Genomic DNA, 24260 nt, shown 5'->3' on the forward strand with positions numbered 1-24260 from the left:
CGACGCCGTACCATATTTTCCGTGCCTTGCCGTGCGTTCGGCGTTCTCTTTCCGCCGTCCCAGCATGAACGACGACCTGCCCGCCGAAGCCCCGCTGCCACCCGCCCCGGTGGAGCGTCCCGCCGTGGCAGCGCCGGAGCCTGCTGAGATCGCTCCCGAAGCGGATCCCGGCCTGCGTCGGGACTTGCTGGTGCTTACGAAGATGCGGCTGAACGTCTTCGTGCTGATCACGACGTTTTTCGGCTATCTGCTCGCCGCACGATCCGGCGGGCGCTCCTTCGATTGGCTGCTGGTGATGAATACGATCCTCGGCACCGCGGCGGCGGCTTTCGGGTCGGCGGCCTTCAATCAGGTGATGGAGGTGGATCTGGACGCGCGGATGAAGCGCACCGCGAACCGCCCGCTGCCCTCGCGGCGGATGGATCCCTTTGTCGCCTTTGCGATCGGCTGGGTCTTGTCCGCGGCGGGAATCATCCACCTCGCGGCCAAGGTCGGCACCGTGCCAGCCTGGCTGGCGGCGGCGACAGTGGCGATCTACGTTTTCATCTACACGCCGCTGAAGCGCTTCAGCAGCACGAACACGCTGGTGGGGGCGATCCCCGGGGCGATCCCCCCGATGATCGGCTGGACCGCAGCGGGCGGGCCGCTGGATGGCCCGGCGTGGTTCCTTTTCGCGCTGCTCTTCCTCTGGCAGCTTCCCCATTTCGTGGCGATCAATTGGCTCTGCCGCGAGGAATACGAGACCGCTGGCTACAGGATGTGGTCGGATGGCGATGTCAGCGGGCGGCGCAGCGGCTTGCTCGCCGCGCTTTTCGCGCTCGGGCTGGCGGCCCTGCCGCTGTGGCCATGGCTGGCAGGCTGGACACCGGGCTGGAAGGGCGATCTGGCCCTCGGCGGCGGAGTGCTGGCCGGGCTGATGATGGCGGCGCTGGGGGGCCGTTTCATGCGCGACGGCTTGCGGACTTCCTTCCGCCAATTGTTCTTTTTCACGCTGCTCTACCTGCCCTTGGAACTTGGATTGCTTGCCATCGCGTGGGCCTAGTCTAGTTTCCGCCGCCTTCATGAGGACACCTGCCGAGAAGCTCGAACCTGCCGTGCGCGATCCCCGCAAGCTGCGGATGACGGCGTTGATTCTGACCACCCTGATGGTCATCAGCGGCGTCGGCGTCTACATCGCCTACCTGAAGCTCTCCGAGCGCCAGGCGGATGTCGAGACACCCTCGTTCAAGGGCCGCATCGAGAAGAATTTCAAGGTCTGGCGGCAGGACGAGAGCGAGGGCGATTTCGCCAGCATGGAAGGCGAGGTCTTCGTCATCGCGCCGGTGCTCTTCAGCGAGCCGGAACGCTGGGCACACACACGCGGCGTGCTGGAGCGCCTGTCGCAGCGCTATGCCGATCGCAAGGACTTCCACATCGTCTGCCTGACCATCGATCCGGAGAACGAGCCGCCGAAGAAGCTGGCGGAGTATGCCAAGGATCTCGGTGCCACGCTGCCCCAATGGTGGCTGGCGGCCGCGCGGGAGGAAAGCGTCCACAAGTTCCTGAAGAACACCCTGAAGATGGAGACCATTCCCTACCGCAAGGATGGCAAGTGGGACTACGACGGCACCTTGGTCGTGATCGATCGCGACCGCCACATCCGCAAGGGCACCGTGAAGATGAGCGCGCGCTCGCGGTCCGATGCGAAATTCGATTTTGAAGCTGCCGCCAAATGGGGCGAGAAGCACCCCACGGACGGTGACAAGGAACGCGTCTCCCGCGATCTCGAGAACCTGCTGGTGAACGTGATCGATCACGTGCTGGCGCAACCCGTAACCAAGCAATGAACGACCGGGGCAAAATCGCGCTGATCTACAGCAGCGTCGCGATCATTTCCGCTGCCTTCGTAGGCGGCATGATCTATCTCGGGAGCCAGGTGCCCGATCAGCCGGTGCCGAACTTCGTCGATTCCGGAGGGGTGAAGGAGGAGAAGTTCTTCCCGATCGCGAAGGATTTCAGTGGCGTGAACCAAGCCGGGGAGTCGGTCAAGCTGTCCGACCTGAAGGGCAAGGTCTGGCTGGTCTCCGAGTTCTTCGCCGTGTGCCCGCATTGCGCGGTCCGCAATGGCAAGGAGCTGCGCTCGATCTACGAGACCTTCAAGGATCATCCCGATTTCCAGATCGTGTGCATCTCGGTAGACCCCGAGACCGACACGCTCGAGCGGCTGCAGGAGTATGGCAAGAATCTCGGTGCCGATGCTTCGGACTGGTGGTTCATGAGCCATCCGAACCAGCAGGAGACGCATGAGTATCTGGAGAAGGCGCTGAAGTTTTTCAGCATCCGCGAGCGCACCGATCCGACGGATCGGGATGCGAACGGCCGCTACGCCCACGACATGGGCCTCACCTTGGTGGACCGCGAGTGGAACGTGATCGGCAAGTGGCCGCTCTACGACGCGGATTCCGCTGAGGGCCGCAAGCGCGACCCGCATCTCTATGACCAGTTGAAGAAACAACTGATGGACCGCCTGACGGAGGAATTGGAGAAGAACGAGACCGCCGGGATGCACGACATGGATCAGGATGAAGCCTCTGCGCCCGTGGCTGGGGACTCCGAATGATGACCGGCGATAAGAAGGAGTGGCTGTCACGGCCGCCGCAAGAGGCCCTGTCGAAGAAGCTGGGGATCGTCGCGTGGATACTCACCGCGGTCGTGCTCGGCCTGGTGGGCTTGATGCGTCGCCCGGAACTACGGATCCCGCTGCCGGAGGGCTGGTCCTTTGCCTTCCTGCCGCCGGTGCATGCCGTTCTGAACGGACTGGTGGCGGTGGCGCTGGTCGTTGCCATCGTGGCGGTGAAGCAGGGCAAGATCACCCTGCACCGGAATGCGATCTTCGCGGCGATGGGCCTCTCGGTGGCCTTCCTGCTCTGCTACGTCGCCTACCACTTCACCACCGAGGAAACGCGATATGGCGGGACCGGTGCCATGCGCGGCGCGTATTTCTTCCTGCTCATCACCCACATCTGCCTCGCCGGGATCAGCCTGCCGTTCATCCTTTTCACGTTCATTTCCGCGTGGACGAACCGCTTCGCCGCGCACCGGCGTTTGGCCACGTGGGTGTTCCCGATGTGGCTTTATGTCGCGGTGACCGGTCCGGTCTGCTATTTGATGCTCAAGCCCTACTATACGTGACGTACTTCCGATGAAGATCCTCAGCTTCCGCGACGCCGACTACGAGTCCTTCGTCAAGCGCCTGAACCGCCGCGCGCTGCCGACGCATGACGTGCGCGATCTGGTGGCGGAGATCATCGCGGCGGTGGCGGCGCAGGGGGACAAGGCGCTCGTGGCCTATGCCAAGCGCTTCGACAACGTGGAGCTGAAGGAAAAGCAGCTCTTCCTCACGCCGGAGGAGCTGGCCGCGGTGAAGGTCGCCCCCGCCACCCGCAAGGCGGTGGCGGCGAGCCTGCGGAATATCACCGCCTTCGCGAAGCGCGGGCTGCGCAAGGATTGGTCGATGATCAATGCCGAGGGCGCGAGGGTGGGGGAGCGCTTCCAACCTTTCGACCGCGTGGGCATCTACGTCCCCGGCGGCAAGGCCCCGCTGGTCTCGACCGCGCTGATGACCGCCGGCTTCGCCCGGGCGGCCGGGGTTCCGGAGATCCTGGCGGCGACGCCCTGCGGACCGGACGGCACCGTCAATCCGGAGCTTTTGTATGCCCTGAAGGCTGCGGGCGTGACCGAGATCCTCAAGATCGGTGGCGCGCAGGCGATTGCCGCGATGTCGCTCGGGACGAAATCGGTGCGCCCGGTGGACCGGCTTTTCGGCCCCGGCAACCGCTTCGTGGTGGAGGCGAAACGCCAGCTCTTCGGGGCGGTCTCGATCGATCTTCTGCCCGGTCCCAGCGAGATTCTGATCATCGCGGACAAGACGGGGAACGCCGACTACATCGCTGCCGACATGCTCGCCCAGGCGGAGCACGGCGGTGATAGCTTGATCGGCTTCGTGACCGACTCGAAGGCCCTTATCGGCAAGGTCGTGAAAGCCTTGGATCAACAGCTCCAGAACCTGACCCGCGCAAAGTATATCAAGGAAGTGCTCAAGCAGGGCACCTTCATTCTCCAAGTGAAAAGCATGGCCGAAGCCGTGGACATCTCGAACGCCTTCGCTGCCGAGCACGTATCGCTGATCTGCGCGGAGGAGAAGAAGTGGCTGCCGAAGATCCGCACCGCCGGGGCGATCTACCTCGGCAATGACTCGCCGGTCGCGGTGGGGGATTTCCTCGCCGGGCCGAGCCACACGCTGCCGACAGGCGGCAGCGGGCGCTCCTTCTCAGGCCTGCGGGCGGACCAATTCCAGCGCCGGACCAGCATCGTGAAGATGGACAAGAAGGCGGTGCGGAAATCGCTGGCGGTGGTGCAGGAGTTCGCACGGATCGAGGGGCTGGATGCCCACGGCAGATCGACGGCGATCCGGGTGGAGTAGGGGAGTCCGCTCACGCCGTGTGCCTACCAACGAAGGACAGTCAGCCCTTCAACCCTTTCGAAGTGGCCATCCCGGGTGGCCAATGGCAAATCGAGTTCCAGCCCTGCGGCGGCGATCCAGATGTCGTTCTCCGGAATCGGCGTGCCCGCTTGCTCAAGCCTGGCCGCGGCCTGCGCATAGATCTCCGCGGTGGCATCATCAGGAAGGGCCACGGCGACCACTTTCAAGAGGCCATCGATCTTCTTGTGGTGCCGTTCCGGTGCGCCGCTTTTGATCGCGCCTTTCCGCAACTCTCCCAGCACCGCGAGCGGCATGAATAGAGATACTCCGGGAGGGACCAGAGAGAAGAGATCCAGTTTTCCCCTGAAATGCGCGATGATCACGCTGGAGTCGAGCAGGATGCCTTTTGAGGGATCAGGCATCTGAATTCACACGTCTCGATCCTGCCAAAGCGTTTTCAAAAACGACACCTTCCTGCTCGTCCAAATACCCATGCGTCTCCCGGAGCACCTCCTCACGAGTTGCTGCTGCCACCGGGTTCATGCGGCGGACGTAGCTGGCTACATCCACAAGCTGCTTGGGACTCAGTTCCCGCAGATCCTGCACAATGGATTCCATGATGCTCACATCCCGAGACTATGCTCTTCTCGGAGAAAGGCAAGAAACGCTCGCCCCCCCAGGCAACAGGCTTTCGCTACTTCCTCTGATCCATCCGGCAATCCGGATCCGCCGGAACCGCTTTGCCCGTCTCCTCAACCGGGTGGGTGAAGAGATACTTCCAGACTTCCTCGTGGCTGTATTTCCCCGCGCCATCCTTCGGTGCTGACCCGCCAGGGACGACGGCTCCGTGGGCGCGCTTCGGGTCCTTCTTCACGTCGGCATCGGTGACGAGGCGGCGGCTGTTGCCGTAGGGGAAGGGAGTGTTCTCCACGTTCACCACCGGGCCGTAGTCCTGGAGCTTCAGCATCTGCCAGGAGCGGCAGTAGTGGTCGCCGCTCCAGCCGTCATCGAGCACGTGGGTGAAGCCGAAGTAGCGGTTGGCGGGGGTCGCGGAGGGCAGGGCTTGCCAGGCTTCGTATTGGTCGCGCGGACCGGAGAACATCACCACGCGGTCCACCTTCACCTGCTTCGCCATGCGGGCGGCGGTGGTCGAGCCGTGGGAGATGCCGGCGAGGATGACCTTGTCCCATTGCAGGTCCTTGCCGTCCTTGGTGAGGAATTGCTGCCAGCGGCCCTGCGGGTTCTCCTTGTCGAGCCACTTCACGAATTCCAGCGAGCGGCCCATGATGCTGTCCGGCTTCGGGATCGCGACTTCCTTGCTCGAGTCCTCCCCGGTGGCGGCTTCGAGGCGGATCTTCGAGAGGAAGAGATCGTCCTCCGGCGGCTTGCCGGAGTAGAGCTTCGAGAACCAGCCATTGGCGTAGTGGACTTGGATCGCGTGCAGCCCGTAGCCGGAGACGTGTTCGAAGAGTCCCTGGTTGTGGCCCATCAGCCAGATCACCAGCTTGCCTTGATCCGGCACGCGGGTATCGACGCAGGCACGCTCCTGGTCCTGTGGCTTGGCGGCATCGCCGAAGACGAAGGAGATTTCGGGATGCTCCTTAGCCGCCGGGTCGATGGCGCTGGCGCGGGCCTTCAGGTCGTAGCGCTGCGGCTTGGCGTCCTTGTAGGTTTCAGGAGCCGCGCCGGCGATTGAAAGGCAGACGAGGGTGGCGAGCAGGGTGCGGTAATCCATAGATCGGGAAAATCATGCCTTCCACGCGGGCACGGCCTTGGCCATGTCCCACATCAGCTTGTCGATCGCACCATGGATGCCTTCGCCGCGGGCATTGGTGAAGCCGGCCCAGCACATGCCGCTGGCGGTGCGCACCGCGATGGTCGAGGTGCCCGGCAAGCTGCCCCCGTGCCAGCGGTTCGGCACTGCATTTACGCTCCAGCCGCTGGCGTAGCCGGGATTCGGCGGGCCGGCGGCGACCATCGCCTTCACGGTATCCTCCTTCAGCAGATTGGTCGGTCCGGAGTCCGCGGTGTGGATGAGGAATTTCACCAGATCGGAGGGACTGGCCAGCCAGCCGCCGTGGGAATCCATCCGCCGCACGTTCATGCCGTACGGGTTCTCGCCACCGCGGCCATAGTAGACGACCTCGTTCTCGATCCGGTCTTCCAGGGTATTCCCGGCGATCTTCATGTCCTTGATGCCTGCCTTGGCCAGGATGCCCTTCTCAAGGGACTCGGCGTAGGGCTTGCCGGTGAGCTTCTCGATCACGCGACCGAGCAGGCAGTAGCCGAAGTTCGAGTAGGAGTAATTGGTTCCCGGAGCGTGCTCCAGTTTGTGGTCCTTGAGCGTCCGCAAGATCAGGTCGTGATGGTCGAGTTCCGGGTGCTCGAACATCGGGTCGTCCTTGTTGTTGCCCCAGCCGCCGCAGGTGTGGGTGAGCAGGTGATGGATGGTTATGTCCGCCACATCCGGGGTGATCTTCTTGCCATACTCCTTCGCCAGGATGCCGCCTTCCCCGAGCACCTTGTCGTCGGCCTTGAGCTTGCCCTGCTCGATCAAGCTGTGGATCGCCACCGAGGTGATCGGCTTGGCCACGCTGGCGATGCGGAAGCGGTGGACCGGTGCCATGGCCTCCCTCGCGTCTTCATCGGCCATGCCGAAGCCGGCGCTGTAAGCGGGCAGCTCGCGGTGGGCGAAGGCCACCGAGAGGCCGGGCACCTTGTATTTCTCCATGAAATCCTTCGCAATGGTGGCGATGGCTTCGCGCTCGCCCTTCTCCGGACGAACCGGCTCTTCCGCGGCGTGGAGGCTCCGCGGCAGGGCGGCGGTAGCGGAAAGAGTCAGGGCAATTCTTTGTAAACAGCTACGGCGACTAATGATTTGCATGGGAGCGCGGGGTTTCGCTTTCAACGATCCGTGTCGGGAGGACCTATCATACAAATTCGCATGGGTTAGCCAAGCGGGGCGGCAATTCCGCCAAGCGGGAAAGATTGACTCGGAGGGTGCTTGACGGGCATTTCGTCCCTGCAATGCCGCCGCTCCGCTTTCTGTATCTGGACGAGCATCTGGTCGCGATCGACAAGCCGGCCGGGATGATCGTGCATCCGGGGCGTGAGGCGGAAGGGCCGGAGTGGATCGCGATGAAGCGGGTGCGCGACGAGCTGGGCCAGGAGGTCCAGGTGGTGCACCGGCTCGACCGGCCGACTTCCGGCGTGCTGCTCTTCGCCCGGGACAAGGCGACCTGCGCGATCATCCAGCAGACCTTCGAGCAGCGCCGGGTGAAGAAGACCTATCTGGCGGTGGTGGAGGGCGAGGCGTCCTTGGGATGGCGCTGCGACACCCCGCTGCGGAAGGCTCCGGAGGAGCCGCTGGTGAATGCGGAAACGGAATTCGAGCGCTTGCTCCACGCCGCGAAGGGAAGCTTTGTCGGGATGCCTTCGTTGAAATTGTCGCTGCTGGAAGCACGGCCACACACCGGCCGATTTCATCAGATCCGCCGCCATCTCGATCTTGCCGGTCACCCGATCGTGGGTGACTACCGCTATGCCGGTGCGGACCGTTGCAATGAGGTGGGAGAGGCGCTGGGGACCGGCACGCGGATGCTGCTGCAGGCGAAGTCGCTGGAGCTGGCGCATCCTTACAGTGGGGTTATGCTGCGGATCGAAGCCCCGCCGGATGAGGATTTCTGCCGCTGCTTTCCAGAGCTGGCGCTGGAGACGGCGTAGCATGTCTAGGACGGACGGCTCTACCGCTGGGAGCGCGGAGCCACCGGCCCGCAGAACAAGCCCTTGTGGCCGGTCAATTCACGCGGTGCGTTTGGATAGCGGCGTCGCCTTGCAGCATGCCTTTCCTGCACTCGGAGCGGTGTGGACCATTCTGCGGGCCGGTGGCTTGTATGTTGCACCGCCGTCCAAAACAACGGCCAGCCGCGGGTGCTTTCCGAGAATGGGCCCGTAGGAAGCTCGTCGGAGGAAAGCACCCGCGGCGGGTTGCCTGATGGCGGCACGCATGGTGGGTTATTACCCACACCGGGACGCGTGCGGGGTGGCAGCCCCGCACGCGGCGGAACCGGAGAGACCGCCGCCTGTGGCAAGGGACCTCGATCCCGTCGCGGAGCATGGGTCCCCGGTTCCGTTCCCGGTCAAACCTCGAACCGCTGATTGAGTCACCATGAACTCGCATTGCAAGAAAGAGATGACCGACCCCTCCGTCACCTTCGTCGGCCTGGATGTTTCCAAGGCCCGCCTCGATTCCTTCGTCCCCGGCGGCAAGCCGCGGGCCGACGACAACACCCCCAAGGGCCACGCCGCTTTCATCAAACGCCTCCAGGGCCTGCAGAACCCGCGCGTGATCTGCGAGGCCAGCGGCGGCTACGAGCGCCCCGCCGTGGCCGCGCTGCTGGCAGCCGGCACCGGCGTCTGCGTCGTGCCACCCGGCAGGGTCCGCCACTTCGCCCTCGCCGAAGGCCTGCTCGCCAAGACCGACAGCATCGACGCGCAACTCCTCGCCCGCTACGGCGACAAGATCCGCCCGCCCCTCGAACTGCCGGCCGATCCCGCCGCCGTGCGCCTGCGCGAGATGCTCGACTACCGCCGCCTCATCAGCGACCGGCGCGTCGCCACCTCCTCGCAACTCGATGTCGCGCAGGGCTACCTGCGCGAGGGCCTCCAGGCCCAGCTCGCCGCGTTGAAGGCCGCGCTGCGCCAGGTCAACAAGGACATCGCCGCGCACCTCAAGGCCGAGCCCGCCCTGGGTGCCAAGGCCAAGCGCCTGCGCCAGCTGTGCGGGGTCGGCCCGGTGCTGGCCGCCACCCTGCTGGCCTACTTGCCCGAACTCGGCCTGCTCGGCGACAAGACCCTCGCCTCGCTGGTGGGCGTCGCACCGCATCCCTGCGACAGCGGCAAACACCGCGGCAAGCGCCGGATCCGCGGCGGGCGCGCCGTCGTGCGCGACGTGCTCTACATGGCGGCGGTCACCGCATCCACCCACAATACCATCCTCCCGGCGCTCTACCAACGCCTGACCGCCAGGGGGAAATTGCCCAAGGTCGCCATGGTGGCGGTCATGCGCAAAATGCTCTCGGTTCTCAACCGGATGATCGCCGATCCACAATTTTCACTTGCCTGATGACACCGCTGCTCCGCGCTCCCAGCGTCAGAGCCGTCCGTGATGCGGCGCAGGAAGATGTGGGCGCAATCACCAAGCTTGAGGAGAAGTCACCCGCAAGCGGACGAATTGTTGCCCACCCGTCACCACGGGGAACTCCCGGAAGAAAGACCCGCTCCCGCTCTGCTCGGGGGGAAGGGCAGGGGACCAGTCTGTTAGATCCCCGCTGGCATCAACCGCGTAGGTGATTTCCGCGGCAGCCTTGCGATAGGTAAAGCGGAGGACCCCCGCATTCGCCACGGCGGCAGGCAGCATGACGGCATCGGCCAAGGTCGGGTTCATGCCCTGCGAGTATTCGATCAGGTTGTTCGCGCCATCGTGATCGGGATCATCCGTGGAGGCCGCTCCCGTTCCTCCATCCGGCAGGGAAAAATGGAGATCCCGCCAGGACTGGAGCGGCGCGAGATATTCGTCCGCGCCGATGTCCACCCGGCCACCGGCGACGCGGCTTTGGCCGAAGTAATCCTTCTCTCCCACTGCGGGCGTGAAGCCCGCATTTCCCGCATCCTTTGCCGGCGAACTTGCGGTGAGCGCGTACTCGGTTGCGGGCGAGGCCAGCGTCGGCGCGGCATTCACCAGCGCGAGCGGCGCGGTGATGAGGGTGGAATGCGCGTCCCCCGAAGCAGTCTGCCAAGTCGCGAAGGTCGACTTCGCCGCATTGTTCCAGATGAACTCGATGTCGCTGCCCGCAGCCGTCTTGTAGAGATTCCAATCGATCGCTCCGGTGGGGAGGCTGCCGGTGGTGTTGCCCTTGAGAATGAATTGGGCGAAGGCCGCTGTCGCCACCATCAGGTTGTGCCGGATCGTGACGCCGCTCACATAATTCTGGATCGAGAACTGCCCTCCGCCCTGCTCCACCGTATCGTTTTCGTAGAGAGTGTTGTGAGTGAAGGATGAGGTCGTCACGCCGCCATTGTTAGTGCCCGAGCCGCCGATCACGATGCCGCCGACATGGCAGTGATGGAAGAGGTTGTTTCGCACGGTGACGTTGCTCACGACCTTGTTCTTGTGCTCGCTGCCTGCGGAGAGGGCGTAGTTGCAATCGAAGACGTGATTGCGCTCGATCAGGATATCCCTGCCGCCATCGACATAGAGACCCGGCGCGCTGCGGGTGTCGTTGCTGCCGCCGGTAGTGAAGTTTCCGCCGTACACCGGGTTGAATTTGGAATCGATGCGATAGACCGTGTTCCCGGTGCAGACGCCGTTGCGCGCCTGGTCGAGGGCCGGGTTCGCGTTGGAAGATTCGAAGCCGATGAAGTCGATGCCGATGTTGTTGCAATCGCGCACCGTGTTGTGGGTGACCGCGAAGTTCGTGACGTTGCCGTTCAGCACCACCGACTCGCTGGCACCGGTCCGCAGGCCGTAAACTTCGCAGCCGTCGATCACGAGATGGTCGATGGGTGGGGCGGCATCGCCATAGGCCGCGATACCGAATGCGTTGGCCTCGTAATTGTTCAGCGTGGTGCTGCTCTGCCAGATATCATGGACCTTGCAGCTGCGGATCTGGATGCCGTCGCCGCCGCCGCTGATATAGATCCCGGCGGGCAACTGGGCACGCTGCTGGGTCGCGCTGCCACTGGTCTTGTAGTCCGCGATTTCGAGATTCTGCAGGATGATGTGGTCGCAGTTCTCGATCTTGAAGACGGCGCTCAATCCATTCGGGGGGGTGACGCCGGTCTGCGAAATGATCACGGGTCCTGCGTCCTCCGGCGCTTTCCGAAAGACGATCGGTAGCAATGCGGTGCCGTCCCGATTGACCAAAGTCACACGCTCCGCATAACTCCCGGCGTGGATGTTCACCACATCGCCCGCAACGGCGGTGCTGGCCGCCCTCTGGATGGTTCGCCAGGGGAGTTCAGCGGTTCCGGGATTCGCATCGAGTCCGGCGGGGCTCACGTGACGTTCTGCGGCATGGATGTAAGCTGCTGATAGCAAGGTTATCACACAGGCCTTTGCAAAGACGGCGGGGCGCAGGATCATCGGGCGGCACGCTATCGGCTAACGGGGGAAGTGGCCAGACAAGCCTTCGTCCTGACTCCCCGGCCGGGGCATCGGAAATCGGTTGGCCTCCCGCCATTTTCAATTTTAGAGTGCAGGAATGAAGTACCCCCTCGTTGCTCTCACCGTCCTACTGCTTGCCTCTTGCACCACCGGCCGCCCGCCCGCCGCTGCCAAGCCGTTGAAGACGGCGGCGAAGGTCGATGTGAACCGCTACACGGGCAAATGGTATGAGCTGGCCCGCTATCCCAAGTGGTTCCAGAGCGGCTGCGTCTCCGCCACCACGGAATACTCGAGGAAGAAAGACGGCACGATCCGCGTGGTGAACACGTGCATCCGCGCGGACGGATCGACCCGGGATATCGAGGGCGTCGCGAAGCCCGTGGATGCGAAGGCCAACCGGCTGAAGGTGAGCTTCCCGAATAACTGGTATACCAAGGCGCTTCCGGTGCCGCCGGAAGGGAACTACTGGATCATCGACGTCAGCCCGGACTACCGCCGCGCGGTCGTCGGGACGCCGGACCGGCGCAGCTTGTGGTTCCTCTCGCGCTCTCCGAAGATCGCGGCCAAGGATTTCGAGGCGATGAAGGCGACGGCCACGGCGCAGGGTTTTGATATGTCCGATCTTCTTATCGACGGGCATACGAAGATCGAAAGCCGGGGACGGGTCTTGAAGCCTGCCGTCGGAAGTAAATCCGCTCCACGAAAGAAGGCCGCGGTAGGAGAGAAGCCCGCAACAACGAAGAAATCTTGAGGCGGCTGCCTCAGTGCGTCCTCTTCCACAGATACACCCAGCGCTCGGAAACGACCTTGCCGGTTTCGTCCTGCAGCTCGCAGGTCATGTCGATGTCGTTGACCTCCTTCGCCGGGTCTAGCACGAAGAAGGCGCGCAGCACCTGCGGCATGTGAAGCTGGTCGCTGCGGCCGATCCCCGCCGGCAAGTCGTCGACGTTCGGCATGCTCATGTCGGTCAGGCCCACGTGCAGGAGCTTCACCCCGGCCTGGTTGACAGTGACCACCGGCTTGAACTTGCTCGCGTCATCCCACTTCGGATCGCCGACCTTCTTTTCCGGCGCCAGCGGCTTGGCGAAGTCGATGCTGACCAGCACCTCGTCCGGCTTTTGCACCGGATTCCCCGCCCGCGTGGCGCGCACCGCGAAGAGCCCGGAGGGCGGCAGGTCGCGCACCCACTTCAGGCGGTAGTGGAAGCGGAAGGGCTTGCCGACCACCGGCGCGGGGCTCGGTTCCCAGACCAGGATGACGTTGTCGTTCGTCTCATCGATGGTCGGCATCTCGATGAGGTGCAGCTTGCCGGTATCGAAGCCGGACACCGGCTCGACCTTCACCGTGGGGCGGTTGTGATAGCCGGCCTCGACATCCTGATAGGACGAGAAGGAGCGGTCGCGCTGGACCAGCGCCCAGGAGCGCGGCTTGTCCATGGTGAAGACACAGTGGCGGAATTGATCCTTGGTATGCTCCAGCGGGCGATAGTGCAGGTTGCCGCTGCCGAGCTCCATCAGGAAGCCATCGCTATCGTGGACCTCGGGGCGGAAATCGTAGGGCCGCGGATGGGTGTTCTCGCCGAACCAGAACATGCTGGAGAAGGGCGCGAGCCCGAGCTGCTGGACCGGGCGGCGCAGCGTCAACTCGGCCTCCACGTCCATCACCGTCTCCGGCCCGGGGGTGACGGTGAACTTGTAGGCACCCGCCACGCTCTCACCTTCTAACAGCGCCGTCGCGGTCAGCGACTTCGCGTCCTTCGCGGGACGCTCCAGATAGAATTCGCTGAAATCGGGAAACTCCTCCGCCACGCCGGGCAGGCCGCTGTTGATCGAGAGCCCGCGCGCCGAGAGCCCGTAGGGTGCATCCTTAGGGATCGACCGGAAGTAACTCGCGCCGAGAAAGACCAGGAACTCGTCCATGTACTTCTCGGAGTTCAGGTGAGTGCGCGCGCGCCAGCCTGCGTAGCCCGGAGGCGGCGGGGTGCCGGCCGGGATCTTGTTCTTGCCGTAGTCGAAGAGCGAGGTGTCGAACTTCAGCGGCTTTTCGTCGCCAGCCTTCACCTCGTGGAGGGTGACGGTCTTCTTCGCGGTCCAGCCGGGGTGGAAGAGGTCGATCGAGAAAGGTCCTTGGTCCCACCACAAGCCGGACTCCATCTTGAAGCGGATGTCCCGGTGCTGGTCGTAGCTCAGGTTTGCCCAGAAGTCGGCGAGCTTCGCCCCTTGGGGGACGAAGGGCTTGGCGGCGAGCCCGCGGGCCTTCTCGCAGAGCGTGTCGAAGGAGAACGGCTCCGCGGAAAGCGGGGCGGCGGACACGGCACCGGCCAGAAGCGCGGCAGTGAGAGTTGGACGACGGAAGATCATGGGAAAACGGGCAGGGCAGTTCTGACAGCCGCCGGCCCCGGATGCAAGGATCAGCCGGGTCAATCCGGTGCCGCCGCCACCCGGTCAACGCCGGCGACGCAGTACCATCATCCCAATCCCCGCGAGCCCCAGCATCGCTGATCCCGGCTCGGGAATAATCTGAAACTGCCCGATCACAACCCGGCCATCCAGCGCGGAGCCTGCCCAGATGTCGCCGCTTGTCCCCGCTATGAGCGAACCCGCCACGGCTCCGGAGAAATCCGCCACAGCCGATCCCGTGAACGCGGCCTCCGTCGGACTGAACTCGTGGGTGGATAAATTCGTTCCGGCGAAGTTGAGGTTCAGCGTGCCTCCCGCATAGCCACCGTCGTAAAACTCCCGGAACGACACCGAGGCTCCGGGCGACCGAAGGTTCGAACTGGTAACCTCCTCCGGAGTGTTCGATCCCGGGTTCTTGCTGAAGATGTCGACCAGCACGATCCCATCAAGCATGTCGGTGTCGGCCTCCGCGTTCTGGGCAAACGCCGATGTCGCGGTGAACTTCACCTGCGAGAGATTGGTGATATCGATGATGAGAACCACTGCGGCGGAACTCTTGGCTCCGAGGAAGCAGGCAAGGAAAAGGCAGAAGAGAAGGCTGCGCATCAGTGCAATCGGGTGTTGAAATCCGGATGAGGTGAACATTGGTGCCGGAGGGAAAGAAGACCGCCTGGTTTTGTCTAGCAGTTTGTGGAAATGGCGGGTATTCGATCGGGCATGGCAGGGCTGCCACAGGCTCCGCTACCCCGGCGCCCCGCCCTATTCCTCCTGATCCTCGAAGATCTGCTCGATGGCCCTGCCGAACAGCCGCGCGACCTTGAAGGCCAGTGGCAGGCTCGGGTGGTATTTTCCCGTTTCGATTGCGTTCACGGTTTGCCGCGAGACGCCAAGTATTTCTGCCAAGTCGGACTGCGACCACTCTTTGGCCGTCCGCAATTCCCGCAACCGGTTCTTCACTGGTAGCGGCGGTTGAAAATGGAGTAGCCGAGTCCGTAGAAGAGGACGAACAACAAGGAGATGTGACCGATGGTGCCGATATCCCAGCCATTCCTCCCGGGAACCAAGGCTTCGAAGAAGCCGGCGACCTCCAGACGGTGCCAGAGCAGGACGAAAAAGAAGCAGGCGCTCACCGCGAAGAGAACGGCCGCGGTCGTGATCCGCCGGTGCAGTTCATCCATGCCGCGCACCCAGCGCACCACGCTACCTGCCCACAAGGGGAGGATCAGGAAGGGGGAGAGGGCGATCATCGTCCGCCATGCCACAGGCAGCTCGCGGACCTGGCCGGGGAAGAAGAAGCCGCTTGCAGCCGAGATCAGGACGGCGAGGAAGAGCCAGCTATTCACGCGGCGGTCGGTCTGCCAGGAGTAGCCTTCCTTCCCGGGGCAGATCTCATTTGGAACATTCGGTTTGTAACTCATCATGCATCCCATGTGTAAAGCATCCTTGTCATGTGTCAAGGGCACTTTACAGAGCTGCGCGGGTCAGCGCCCGTTACGAATGATGCCCGCACTTCCAATCGACCTGCGCGTCGCTTCCCCTAACATCGGAACATGCGCTTCGTTCTCAAACAGAAATTCTGGAGCCTCGGCGATGACTTCGTGATCCGCGACGATCGGGAGATTGATCGCTTCATCGTGGACGGCCGGGTGTTTTCCTTCGGCGACAAGCTCTCGATCCGCGACATGGCGGGGAACGAGGTGGCCTTCATTTCCCAGCGGCTCCTCTCTTGGGGGCCGAAGTACGAGATTCACCGTCCCGGTCAGGGCGTCGCCGAGATCGCCAAGGAGCATTTTACCTTCTTCCACTGCAAATTCAACGTCGATGGCCCCGGCGACGATGACTTTGAGGCCAAGGGCGATTTCTTCGATCACGAATACGAGATCCAGCGCGGCGGCGCTGTCGCCGCCCAGGTCAGCAAGCGCTGGTTCAGCTTCACCGACAGCTACGGCATCGAGATCGCCGATGGTGAGGACCCGGTGCTGCTACTGGCTACGGCCGTGGTGATCGACCTCGTCTGCCACGACGCGAAGAAGCACTGAATTCGGGCTTTCCGAGGCCTGCCGGGATGCGGAAGATACCCGCCCGCCGATGCTCCCGCCATCCTCCGCAGAAACCGCCGCCCGCTGGCAGGCCGAACGCCAGCGCCTGGAGCAGGAATTCGGCGAACGCATCACCCTCGACGCCCTTACCGGGCCCGATGGCCTCATCGATCGCGAACCCTGCCGGGACGACGCCGGCGGCGAAGCAGGCTGGCTGATCGCCCAGCGCAAGAAGGGCCACCGCCACTCCGCCGATGATGTCCTCACCGCCTGGTATGCCTTGCAGATCTCGCCACCGGTCACCGAACATCTCGATCTCGGCACCGGCATCGGGACCGTGGGACTGCTGACCCTGTGGGGCATGGGGCCGGCCGCGCGACTAACCTGTGTCGAAGCCCAGGAGATCAGCTACCGGCTCCTGCAAGCGAACATCGACGCCAACGACATTCGCCACCGCGTAGACTGCTCCTTGGGCGACCTGCGCGAACTGGCGCTTAACCGGACCTTCCTCCTGGTCACCGGCAGCCCGCCCTACTTCCCCGCGAGTGCCGGGATCGTGCCTCAGGATTCCCAAAAAGCCCACGCCCGTTTCGAGCTGCGCGGCGATGTCTCGGACTATGCCAGGGCCGCCGTGAAGCACCTCGCTCCCGGCGGGTGGTTCGTGCTATGCTTTCCCTATCCGCAAAAGCAGCGCGCGCTCGATGGCATCGCTGCCGCAGGCCTGGCCACCGTGAAGCTGCGCGACGTCATCCCCCGCGAGACCTTGCCGCCGCTCTTCTCCCTCTTCGCCTGCCGCCACCGCGAGGAGATCGACGGAGACATGGAGATCGAAGAGCCCTTCATCGTCCGCGAAGAAAGCGGCAGGCTCACCGTCGCGATGGCGGCAGTCCGGCGTGGCTTCGGCTTCCCCGATGGCGCGGCGCACGGCGGCCACTGAGTTAGGAATGCATTGCAAGATGGCACCGCGTGGAGTCTTATCATCCTCCCATGAGCGCTCTTGTCTGCCCCATCTGCGATTCGTCCGAAATCCTGACCCACTCCGATCACTACGAGTGCGTCACCTGCGGTCATGAGTGGCCGAAGGAAGAACAGACGGACCTTCCCGCCGGCGAACGCGTCGTCAAGGACGCCTTCGGCCACATCCTCGCGAATGGCGATATCGTCGCCATGATCAAGGACCTCAAACTCAAGGGCTCCTCCCAGACCCTCAAGATCGGCACGAAATCCAACGCCATCCGTCTGGTCGAGGGTGACCACGAGATCTCCTGCAAGATGGACGGCCTCGCGATCGGCCTGAAGGCCTGCTTCGTGAAGAAGGTGGGAGGATAGGGCCAGGTTTCCGAAGGGCCACAGGCCCGTCCCATACCAGCCTGGGCCGCGAGGCCCAGGACCCACGCCCGCCCAATTCCGAAGGGCCACAGGCCCGCCCCATCCGCACCACCCTGACGTCCCTCCCGATACCCAATTCCCCAGCCTGATCATCGTCCCTCTGGTCCCCATCACTCCCGCCCGCCAACGCCAGTTCCACCTCGCCCTGCGGATTTTGATCGGGTCCGTGTGGGTCTTCCATGGCCTCTATAGCAAGCTGCTCGGCGGCATCCCGCGGCACCGCATGATCGTGGCCCGCGTCCTGGGCGAGGATCTGGCGGCTGCGGCGACGGCCGGTGTGGGGATACTTGAGATTCTGTTAGGCCTGTGGGTCTTCTCGCACCGCTTCCCGCGGAGCTGTGCCGCGGTCCAGACCCTGGCCATCGTGGCGATGAATGCCCTGGAGATTTCCCGCGCGCCGGACCTCCTCATCTCCGCGCCGGGAATGGTGGCGCTCAATGCCGGATTCCTCGCACTCGGCTGGTATAGCGCCACGCGGGATTCACCGAGAGGTGGCCTCCGCTGATGCCGCGTAGCGGCCGTGGACTGCGTGCAGCCTGCTGCCGCTGTGGGCAGGCAGCCTGCTGCCGTGAAGCACCGGGCACTGTTGATACACCCTTCATTCACGTGTCGCGATTCCCTACGTGCTGCCCGTTGCAGCGTCGCGACTATCGGGAACATTTCACTGAAGCCACCCCGCCTGCACCGCGCCACAAGCCGCGAAGACCCCGCTCAGCGCGATCCAGATGAAGGTGAACCACCAGTGCACCGCCGTTTCCATCCGCTTGCCGCGCCACAGGTCCGCCTTGTAAACGAACCACTGGAAGTAGAGCCGCACTGCCCAGAAGGCCGAGAAAGACCACGCAATCCATGCCCCGGCCGGAGTGGGTGTTAGAAAAATCGCCGGTTGGATCAGGCAAGGCAGCCCCATCATCACCAGCACCAGGCAGATGAAGAAAGTATGGACGTGGAAGACCGATTCATTGACCGGCGTGAGCCGCTTGCAGTCCTCGCTCCAGCCGAGTCGCTTGCCGATCGGGATGTGCAGGAGGGCCAGCAGGATGAGCCCGCCGCCGGCGATGCGGAGCAGCAGTGCAAGGAGATCGGTCATGGCGCAACAATCACGAAGAAGCGGATCCAGGGTGTGACGGGAAACTCATCCGCCGCGCGCAGCCCGGCCATCTCCCAGCAGCGCCGCCAATTCGCCGCGGAGTGGAAGTGCAGGAAGCCGGGACCGAAGGCGAGGAAGTTCGCGGGGTCGCGCAGGTGCTCGGCGATGACGATCCGCCCGCCCGGCTTGAGGCAGCGCCGGGCCTCCGCGAACCATCGTGCGCGCTCCTCCACGCTGCGGAATTCGTGAATCGCCAGCAGGCCGAAAATCGCATCCGCGGAGCCCGCTTCCACCGGCCATCGGTCGAAGGGCGCATCCAAGGTGCCCGGGGTCGGCGGGAAGAGCCGCCGCGCCTTGTGAATGGAAGGCTCTGTTAGAAGCGCCGGATCATAGTGGTCCAGCACCACGCAATCGCCGGGAACGAGCTGCTCCTTGAGCGCCTCCGACACCTCATCGAAACCCGAATGACAGACGACGATCCGCTGCGGCCTCATGCCTGGCAGGGCCCGCTGGAACCAATTCCAGCGGTAGAGATCGGAGCGGTCATAGACCAGATGCGAGACGCCGAGCGAGACGAAGATGAAGTAAGCCGCACCCGCCGCCATGGCCGCACAGCTGAGCTTCAGCCACGGCATGCTCAAGAGAAAGATGCCCGCCAGTGCCGCCAGCAGCACCACGCCCGCCGCCAGGTAGAGCGGCCAATTGAAGCGGAACACCGTAAGCATTCCCTGCCATGTGCCGCGCGCTTTCATCCGGGCTTGGAAGCTCTGACAATCCGCCCGCGGCTCCAGCGGTAATCGATGTCATTCACCGCAAAGGCATTCGCGGGCAGGGGAGTGACGCCCTTCAACGGCGGCTCATCGAAGATCGATACCTGCCACTCCTTCAATACCACAGGCCGCGGCGTCCAGTCCGCCCGGCTGCCTTCGATCACCACGAAGGAACCGTCCGCCTCCGGGCTGAAGGTGAAAGGCATCGGACCCGCGAAGCGTCGCGCCGTCCGCCAATCCGGAAAGGGCGAGCCCGCGGGCAAGCCGATCTCGCCGCCGCAGTCGTCGAATGTTAGATCGAGCGTGGTGCTGCCATCAGGGCGGGTCGTGTGGATACGGGTCGCCGTGCCGTTCGTTTCAATGGCCACCTTCACCTGCCGGTAGTTGTAGCCCGTCATGAGGTTGCCAAGCGTCACCATCCGCCGTTGGTCCGTCTCGCTGCCGATGATCTTCAGTCCGCGCAGACGCCGGCCGGACTCATCCCGCAGCCGCGTGAAAACCCGGTAGCCCGCGAGGAAGAAGTCCTGCCCGAGGAATGCGGGAAAACCCGCCGGGCGGAGCTGGCGCGTCCACACCAGCGCCACCGTCACGAAGCCCAGACCCTCGTAGCCATCGATCTCCAGCCCCTCCGGCACCAGCGGCCGCAAGACCTCCTGGGGAAACGCGAAGGACACCGCCACCACCCGGTCGAACCTCGCCACGACGGGGAAGGGGTGGCGCTTGAGATAGTTCATCGGATGGGCTGCGGCGAATCTCGCTTTGCTCTGTGAATCCTTGATAGAGTCGGGATGAAAATCAATCGCGGCGATCGGCTCGCGGAAGCAACACTAAAGCCCGATGCCTTGAAGGATTCGATAACCGCGGCTCCGCCCGTTACCCACGCTTCCGTGATGCGTCACGGACGGCTCTTCCCCTGGGAGCGCGGAGCCACCGGCCCGCAGAATGGTCCCAGCTGCCCGCGACACGGCAAGGCACGCAGCCAAGCGACGGCGCTCTCCACTCCCACCACGCGATCGATAGCGCTGCTACGGTCGCTTCTGCGGGGCAGAGCCTGCTGCGAGGGGCGCTGCAGCGGGGGCGCGGGCAATCCCGGACCGCGGACCTTGACCGAGAAACGCCACCCCGCGTGCTTCACGGCAGCGGGCTGCCGCATTCCACGTCCGCCGCGCGGCTTTCGTTCCGGAAACTTGCCGGTGAATCCTTGAGCCGACAAGCACGGCCGGGCTTGCCGACCTCAGATCGGGAATCCCCGTCTCAGAGGGGGTGCGGATTGCCAAGAGGTTTTCGGGATGCACGCGGGCGGGAACGTGATTTGGTATCGTCCCCATCCCATCCGCGGAGGCATTTGAAATAAGATGTCCTGACGCCGCGCCCCCGTTCGTCGGAATGATGAAACACCTGAAACACCTGAAACACCAAACGATCATGACCACCGCCACCACCACCACCGGAACCGTCCGCTTTCACCGTGTGCTCCGCGCCAAGCCGGACCGGGTTTACCGCGCCTTCATCGATCCCGATGCCATGGCCAAGTGGCTGCCGCCACACGGCTTCACCGGCAAGGTCCACCACATGGACGCCAAGGTCGGCGGCACCTACAAGATGTCCTTCACCAACTTCAGCACCGGCAGCAGCCATGCCTTCGGCGGCAAGTTCCTCGAGATGGAGCCTAACAAGCGCCTCCGCTACGACGACAAGTTCGACGACCCGAATCTCCCCGGCACCATGATTACCACCGTCGAGTTGCGCGAAGTGTTCTGCGGCACGGAAGTGAACATCACCCAGGAAGGCATCCCGCCGATGATCCCGGTCGAAGCCTGCTACATGGGCTGGCAGGATTCGCTGCAACTGCTGGCGCAACTCGTCGATCCCGAGATCCCCGATCAGGGCTAAAGAGCAGGACCGCCCGCGGTGCCAATGGTCCTACCCATTCCGGCAACTCGTCTGCGGGGCCAACGGCCGCATCGATACCAGGCGCCCTATACCAGCCTAGGCCGCGAGGCTCATACGCGTTAACCTAAGCCACATATCGCTGATGTTTAATAAATTATAGAGTAAAGTCTGGCGTTTTCGCTTGACTTCGCAAGTCGCCCGCCGCGACTCGACATGCTCAAGGACTCTTCTTTGCCATGTCGTAACAGCATCGATTTTCTCAACGATTCAGACTTTCTCCAACAAGCCGCCATCTCCTCGGGCTTCTTCAAGCGCAAGGCCCGCAAGCTCACTCCGCAAGGCTTTCTCAAGGCGGTCCTCCATGCCACGGCAAATGCGCTGACCAGCTTCGCTTCCATCGCCCTCCACACGGGAGACGGGAATGCGGTGCCTTGTTCGCCGCAAAACATCTTCAAGCGCTGCGGTGCTCCCGCCGTGGACTTCATGCGCAAGATGCTCGACCATGCCATCTCATTCACTGCTCCAGCTTTGCCCGGGCCCCAAGCCGCTGCATTCTTCAAACGCATTATCATCCAGGACGGGTCCCTGATCCGCTTCCATGATTCCGCGTGCACTCACTTTCCGGCGGTGTCCAGCACCACGGAGGACAAGGCCATGCTGCGGCTTCAGTTCGCCTACGACTACAAGAGCGGCCGCATCCTCTTTGCCACACCGGCTGCCTACTCGCACACCGACGCCGCCGCGTCGGCGGACACCTTGGACTGGCTGGAGCCCGGCGACCTCTGCCTGCGCGACATGGGATACTACAAGGCGGAGCTGTTCGGGAAGATGGACGCCAAGGGAGTCTTCTACCTGAGCCGCTTGAAGCCCGAGGTGAAGATTCCACAGGAGGACGGCCAACCGGCGATAGGGCTCGATGAATTCCTCCGCGGTGCCAGCGGTCCCGTCTTTGACAAGACCATCCGGGTAGGAGCCAAGCGTGATTTCATCACGCGCGTGGTGGCCGTGCGGGTGCCGGAAAAGGTTGCCGCGGAGCGCCGCCGCAAGCTGCATGCGGAAGCCAAGCGCAGGAATAAAGCTCCCAGCGCCCTCAAGTTTGCGCTCACAGACTGGACGGTGTTTGTGACCAACATCCCGCGCGAAATGGCCGGCCCGGAAGATCCGCACAAGCTCTACGGTTTGCGCTGGCATGTGGAACTGGTGTTCAAGGCGCTCAAGGGCAACGGGTGCATGCGGGCGCTGACTACGCACGCATCCAACCCGCACCATCTTGAAGTGCTGCTGTTGGCGCAACTCCTGCAGATCGTCCTCAACCTGCGGCTCTGGCGGATGCTAAGTCCTGCAACAAAAGGAGTCCCGCGGCTGAGCCTGCTGAAGATCGCAGCCTTGATGCGTGAAACGCTGGCCGCGCTCTGGCCGGAAGGTCCGTACACGAAGCCGTGGGAGAAGCACATGCGAACGCTGCTCCGCCGGTGCTGCTACGACAAAAGGAGGAAGCGCCGGAATCTCGACGAAATCTGGGAGGACGGCTTGAACTCCTTAAGTTGATGCGTATGGGCCGCGAGGCCTAGGACGAGGGCCGCATCACGGAATGGAGGGCCAAAGGCCCGCTCCATTTCACCGGTCGGGCGCGCCATCACTCCCGGTGGGACGGGCCAGCGGTGCGCGGCATCGCCCGGGTGGGCGGCGCAGGCGAACTTCCCGCTGGGAAAGATCACCAGGTGCTCCGCGCGGCGGTCCTGCTGGTCCTCCGCACAAGCCGGGCAGCGCGCGAATTGCGAAATTTGGCAAGATTGAAGTGTCCTGTGGCAGATATTGCAGCGGACCATACCGTGGGAAGAGCAATGGCCCGTCACAGGGAGGGCCATTGCTTCGAAACGGAGGTGCGTCAGTCCTTCACCGGTGAGCGCGGAAGAACAGCTTGCCCGGCTGTGGCGAGGCTGGAGTGTAGGGGCTGGCGGCGGTCGTCAGGTCGGTCCAGTTCGTCAGATTTTCCGATTGGGCGAGGATCCCGGTGAAGGTCACTTTGGTCGTCAGCGGCAGCAAGCTCGTCACCTCCACCTTCGCCGATGGAGGATTCTGCTGGAGATAGAGGACGGCTCCGTCCGCCAGCACCTTCGAGCTATAAGCTCCGGGCACGGGGCTGGATGCCATGGTGTAATGACTGGCGATCTGGGGGGAGTCAGGGCGGAGGGGTAGAAAGCCACGTCATCCACCGAGCCGGAGTAGCCATTGTCACCGCCGATCAGCGCGCCAAGGCGGAAGGCCTCCGTGGTGTTCGCATTGTAGCCGCCGGGGCCATCGTTGGTGGTTTCGACTTCGGCACCGTTGATGAACATGGTCGCAGCGGTGCCGGACCAAACCACAACCACGTGCGTCCACGTGTTCAAGGGTGCCGGGCCAGCCGTGATGCTCCAGCCGTTCTCGGTGCCATTGCCGTTGTACATGCGGAAGTTCCAGCCGTTGGAGCGCTGGAAGAAGACCCAGCCCGAGCGTTGCGGCACAGTTCCGCCCAGCCGGTTGCCGACCGGGGCATCGGCATCGTCGGTCGCCGTCGGCCGCGCCCAGAACTCGATCGTGAAGGGGCTACCGGACGCGGGATTGAGCTCGGGCCGGAAGGGGATTTCGGTGCGCTCGCCCGCGGCGTAGCTCGATGAGAAGTCCTGATAGGCAGCGATGGCACCGGGCTGGTCCACGACCACGCCCGTCGTGCTTGCTCCATCGGCGAGTTTGCCGAGGCTGCCGGTGTTGTAGGAGATCGTCGGCACGGCCGAGGCGATCTGGACCAATGCCGCGAGGCTGCCCAGGGACAAGGCGGTTCTGCGGATGTTGTTCAATGGGGAGAGACTGGATTTCATGGGTCGGTCTTGGGTTGGGGATCTTGGGTCGGGGATAAAGGCCACCACGGATACCACGATGGCCTAACCGTGATTTCATGAAGTTCCCGCAAGGCCCTTGCAACGACCTTTTCATGCGACGGCAGGAATCGGGAAATTCCCTTCTGTATCAAGGGTTTGGCGGATGGAACCCGGTTGTCCCACGGTCTGCATTGC

At 63.6% G+C, this 24260-nt stretch carries 28 protein-coding genes; 14 read left to right on the plus strand and 14 right to left on the minus strand.

Annotated elements, in window-relative coordinates; translation table 11 throughout:
• Positions 1–64 precede the first annotated feature (64 nt).
• The 5 genes from cyoE to hisD are packed head-to-tail and all read left to right on the plus strand — an operon-like array spanning position 65 to position 4462.
• Positions 65–1042: a heme o synthase gene (gene cyoE, locus ABWK72_RS00930; protein WP_367872898.1), complete on the plus strand. Its 978-nt coding sequence runs from the start codon at positions 65–67 to the stop codon at positions 1040–1042.
• 19 nt (positions 1043–1061) lie between these two features.
• On the plus strand, positions 1062–1826 hold the full coding sequence (locus ABWK72_RS00935; RefSeq protein WP_367872899.1) for an SCO family protein: 765 nt from the start codon (positions 1062–1064) through the stop codon (positions 1824–1826).
• Positions 1823–2599, plus strand: coding sequence for an SCO family protein (locus ABWK72_RS00940; protein ID WP_367872900.1), 777 nt, complete (start codon positions 1823–1825; stop codon positions 2597–2599). Before ABWK72_RS00935 ends, ABWK72_RS00940 begins: the two co-directional genes overlap by 4 nt.
• The gene (locus ABWK72_RS00945; protein ID WP_367872901.1) at positions 2596–3171 is read left to right on the plus strand and encodes a DUF420 domain-containing protein; all 576 of its coding nucleotides are present in this window, start codon (positions 2596–2598) and stop codon (positions 3169–3171) included. Before ABWK72_RS00940 ends, ABWK72_RS00945 begins: the two co-directional genes overlap by 4 nt.
• Positions 3172–3181: 10 nt before the next feature.
• A complete protein-coding gene (gene hisD, locus ABWK72_RS00950) occupies positions 3182–4462 on the plus strand; it encodes a histidinol dehydrogenase (protein WP_367872902.1) in 1281 nt (426 codons plus the stop codon).
• 23 nt (positions 4463–4485) lie between these two features.
• Here hisD and ABWK72_RS00955 read toward each other — a convergent pair whose 3' ends face one another.
• From ABWK72_RS00955 to ABWK72_RS00970, 4 genes are all read right to left on the minus strand, one after another.
• Complete coding sequence (locus ABWK72_RS00955; RefSeq protein WP_367872903.1) at positions 4486–4884, minus strand: PIN domain-containing protein; 399 nt, start codon at positions 4882–4884, stop codon at positions 4486–4488.
• Positions 4877–5080, minus strand: a complete 204-nt coding sequence (locus tag ABWK72_RS00960) for a hypothetical protein (protein WP_367872904.1) — start codon at positions 5078–5080, stop codon at positions 4877–4879. Before ABWK72_RS00960 ends, ABWK72_RS00955 begins: the two co-directional genes overlap by 8 nt.
• 76 nt (positions 5081–5156) lie before the next feature.
• Positions 5157–6197 carry a hypothetical protein gene (locus ABWK72_RS00965; protein WP_367872905.1) on the minus strand — a complete coding sequence of 347 codons (1041 nt, stop codon included), beginning with the start codon at positions 6195–6197 and terminating at the stop codon, positions 5157–5159.
• A gap of 12 nt (positions 6198–6209) precedes the next feature.
• Positions 6210–7346, minus strand: coding sequence for a serine hydrolase domain-containing protein (locus ABWK72_RS00970; RefSeq protein ID WP_367872906.1), 1137 nt, complete (start codon positions 7344–7346; stop codon positions 6210–6212).
• A 143-nt stretch (positions 7347–7489) separates the two neighbouring features.
• Between ABWK72_RS00970 and ABWK72_RS00975 the strand changes: the two genes are divergently transcribed.
• Positions 7490–8185: a pseudouridine synthase gene (locus ABWK72_RS00975; RefSeq protein WP_367872907.1), complete on the plus strand. Its 696-nt coding sequence runs from the start codon at positions 7490–7492 to the stop codon at positions 8183–8185.
• A 445-nt stretch (positions 8186–8630) separates the two neighbouring features.
• Positions 8631–9587: an IS110 family transposase gene (locus ABWK72_RS00980; protein ID WP_367871895.1), complete on the plus strand. Its 957-nt coding sequence runs from the start codon at positions 8631–8633 to the stop codon at positions 9585–9587.
• Between the two features lie 69 nt (positions 9588–9656).
• Here ABWK72_RS00980 and ABWK72_RS00985 read toward each other — a convergent pair whose 3' ends face one another.
• A complete protein-coding gene (locus ABWK72_RS00985) occupies positions 9657–11522 on the minus strand; it encodes a right-handed parallel beta-helix repeat-containing protein (protein WP_367872908.1) in 1866 nt (621 codons plus the stop codon).
• Between the two features lie 202 nt (positions 11523–11724).
• Here ABWK72_RS00985 and ABWK72_RS00990 point away from each other — a divergent pair, with 202 nt between their 5' ends.
• On the plus strand, positions 11725–12378 hold the full coding sequence (locus ABWK72_RS00990) for a lipocalin family protein (protein ID WP_367872909.1): 654 nt from the start codon (positions 11725–11727) through the stop codon (positions 12376–12378).
• A 10-nt stretch (positions 12379–12388) separates the two neighbouring features.
• Here ABWK72_RS00990 and ABWK72_RS00995 read toward each other — a convergent pair whose 3' ends face one another.
• The 4 genes from ABWK72_RS00995 to ABWK72_RS01010 form a co-directional block, all read right to left on the minus strand.
• Entirely contained in the window at positions 12389–13987 is a 1599-nt protein-coding gene (locus ABWK72_RS00995) for a glucan biosynthesis protein (protein WP_367872910.1), read from the minus strand.
• An 84-nt stretch (positions 13988–14071) separates the two neighbouring features.
• Positions 14072–14632 carry a PEP-CTERM sorting domain-containing protein gene (locus ABWK72_RS01000; protein WP_367872911.1) on the minus strand — a complete coding sequence of 187 codons (561 nt, stop codon included), beginning with the start codon at positions 14630–14632 and terminating at the stop codon, positions 14072–14074.
• 153 nt (positions 14633–14785) lie between these two features.
• Positions 14786–14983 carry a helix-turn-helix transcriptional regulator gene (locus ABWK72_RS01005; RefSeq protein ID WP_367872912.1) on the minus strand — a complete coding sequence of 66 codons (198 nt, stop codon included), beginning with the start codon at positions 14981–14983 and terminating at the stop codon, positions 14786–14788.
• Positions 14980–15447, minus strand: a complete 468-nt coding sequence (locus tag ABWK72_RS01010) for a hypothetical protein (RefSeq protein WP_367872913.1) — start codon at positions 15445–15447, stop codon at positions 14980–14982. The genes ABWK72_RS01005 and ABWK72_RS01010 overlap by 4 nt, the downstream gene beginning before the upstream one ends.
• A 129-nt stretch (positions 15448–15576) precedes the next feature.
• Here ABWK72_RS01010 and ABWK72_RS01015 point away from each other — a divergent pair, with 129 nt between their 5' ends.
• The 4 genes from ABWK72_RS01015 (at position 15577) to ABWK72_RS01030 (ending at position 17959) form a co-directional block, all read left to right on the plus strand.
• The gene (locus ABWK72_RS01015; protein ID WP_367872914.1) at positions 15577–16065 is read left to right on the plus strand and encodes an LURP-one-related/scramblase family protein; all 489 of its coding nucleotides are present in this window, start codon (positions 15577–15579) and stop codon (positions 16063–16065) included.
• 49 nt (positions 16066–16114) lie between these two features.
• Positions 16115–17002 carry a tRNA1(Val) (adenine(37)-N6)-methyltransferase gene (locus ABWK72_RS01020; RefSeq protein ID WP_367872915.1) on the plus strand — a complete coding sequence of 296 codons (888 nt, stop codon included), beginning with the start codon at positions 16115–16117 and terminating at the stop codon, positions 17000–17002.
• A gap of 50 nt (positions 17003–17052) precedes the next feature.
• Complete coding sequence (locus ABWK72_RS01025; RefSeq protein WP_367872916.1) at positions 17053–17394, plus strand: zinc ribbon domain-containing protein YjdM; 342 nt, start codon at positions 17053–17055, stop codon at positions 17392–17394.
• 226 nt (positions 17395–17620) lie between these two features.
• Positions 17621–17959: a DoxX-like family protein gene (locus ABWK72_RS01030; RefSeq protein ID WP_367872917.1), complete on the plus strand. Its 339-nt coding sequence runs from the start codon at positions 17621–17623 to the stop codon at positions 17957–17959.
• Positions 17960–18115: 156 nt separating this feature from the next.
• Here the strand turns inward: ABWK72_RS01030 and ABWK72_RS01035 are convergent, their stop codons facing one another.
• From ABWK72_RS01035 to ABWK72_RS01045, 3 genes are read right to left on the minus strand one after another with little or no spacing between them, the layout of a single operon-like run.
• Positions 18116–18544: a hypothetical protein gene (locus tag ABWK72_RS01035; RefSeq protein WP_367872918.1), complete on the minus strand. Its 429-nt coding sequence runs from the start codon at positions 18542–18544 to the stop codon at positions 18116–18118.
• Positions 18541–19296: a class I SAM-dependent methyltransferase gene (locus ABWK72_RS01040; protein ID WP_367872919.1), complete on the minus strand. Its 756-nt coding sequence runs from the start codon at positions 19294–19296 to the stop codon at positions 18541–18543. The genes ABWK72_RS01035 and ABWK72_RS01040 overlap by 4 nt, the downstream gene beginning before the upstream one ends.
• Complete coding sequence (locus tag ABWK72_RS01045; RefSeq protein WP_367872920.1) at positions 19293–20048, minus strand: DUF2071 domain-containing protein; 756 nt, start codon at positions 20046–20048, stop codon at positions 19293–19295. The genes ABWK72_RS01040 and ABWK72_RS01045 overlap by 4 nt, the downstream gene beginning before the upstream one ends.
• A gap of 691 nt (positions 20049–20739) precedes the next feature.
• On the opposite strand from ABWK72_RS01045, the gene ABWK72_RS01050 reads away from it, so the two are divergent.
• Positions 20740–21207, plus strand: a complete 468-nt coding sequence (locus ABWK72_RS01050; RefSeq protein ID WP_367872921.1) for an SRPBCC family protein — start codon at positions 20740–20742, stop codon at positions 21205–21207.
• 213 nt (positions 21208–21420) lie between these two features.
• Entirely contained in the window at positions 21421–22755 is a 1335-nt protein-coding gene (locus tag ABWK72_RS01055) for an IS4 family transposase (RefSeq protein ID WP_367872922.1), read from the plus strand.
• Between the two features lie 348 nt (positions 22756–23103).
• Here ABWK72_RS01055 and ABWK72_RS01060 read toward each other — a convergent pair whose 3' ends face one another.
• Positions 23104–23268 (minus strand): hypothetical protein, encoded by a 165-nt coding sequence (locus tag ABWK72_RS01060; RefSeq protein WP_367872923.1) that lies wholly within the window; start codon positions 23266–23268, stop codon positions 23104–23106.
• On the minus strand, positions 23259–24065 hold the full coding sequence (locus ABWK72_RS01065) for a LamG domain-containing protein (RefSeq protein ID WP_367872924.1): 807 nt from the start codon (positions 24063–24065) through the stop codon (positions 23259–23261). Before ABWK72_RS01065 ends, ABWK72_RS01060 begins: the two co-directional genes overlap by 10 nt.
• Positions 24066–24260 lie beyond the last annotated feature (195 nt).

It is taken from the genome of Luteolibacter sp. Populi (assembly GCF_040801775.1).
Lineage (GTDB): Bacteria > Verrucomicrobiota > Verrucomicrobiia > Verrucomicrobiales > Akkermansiaceae > Haloferula.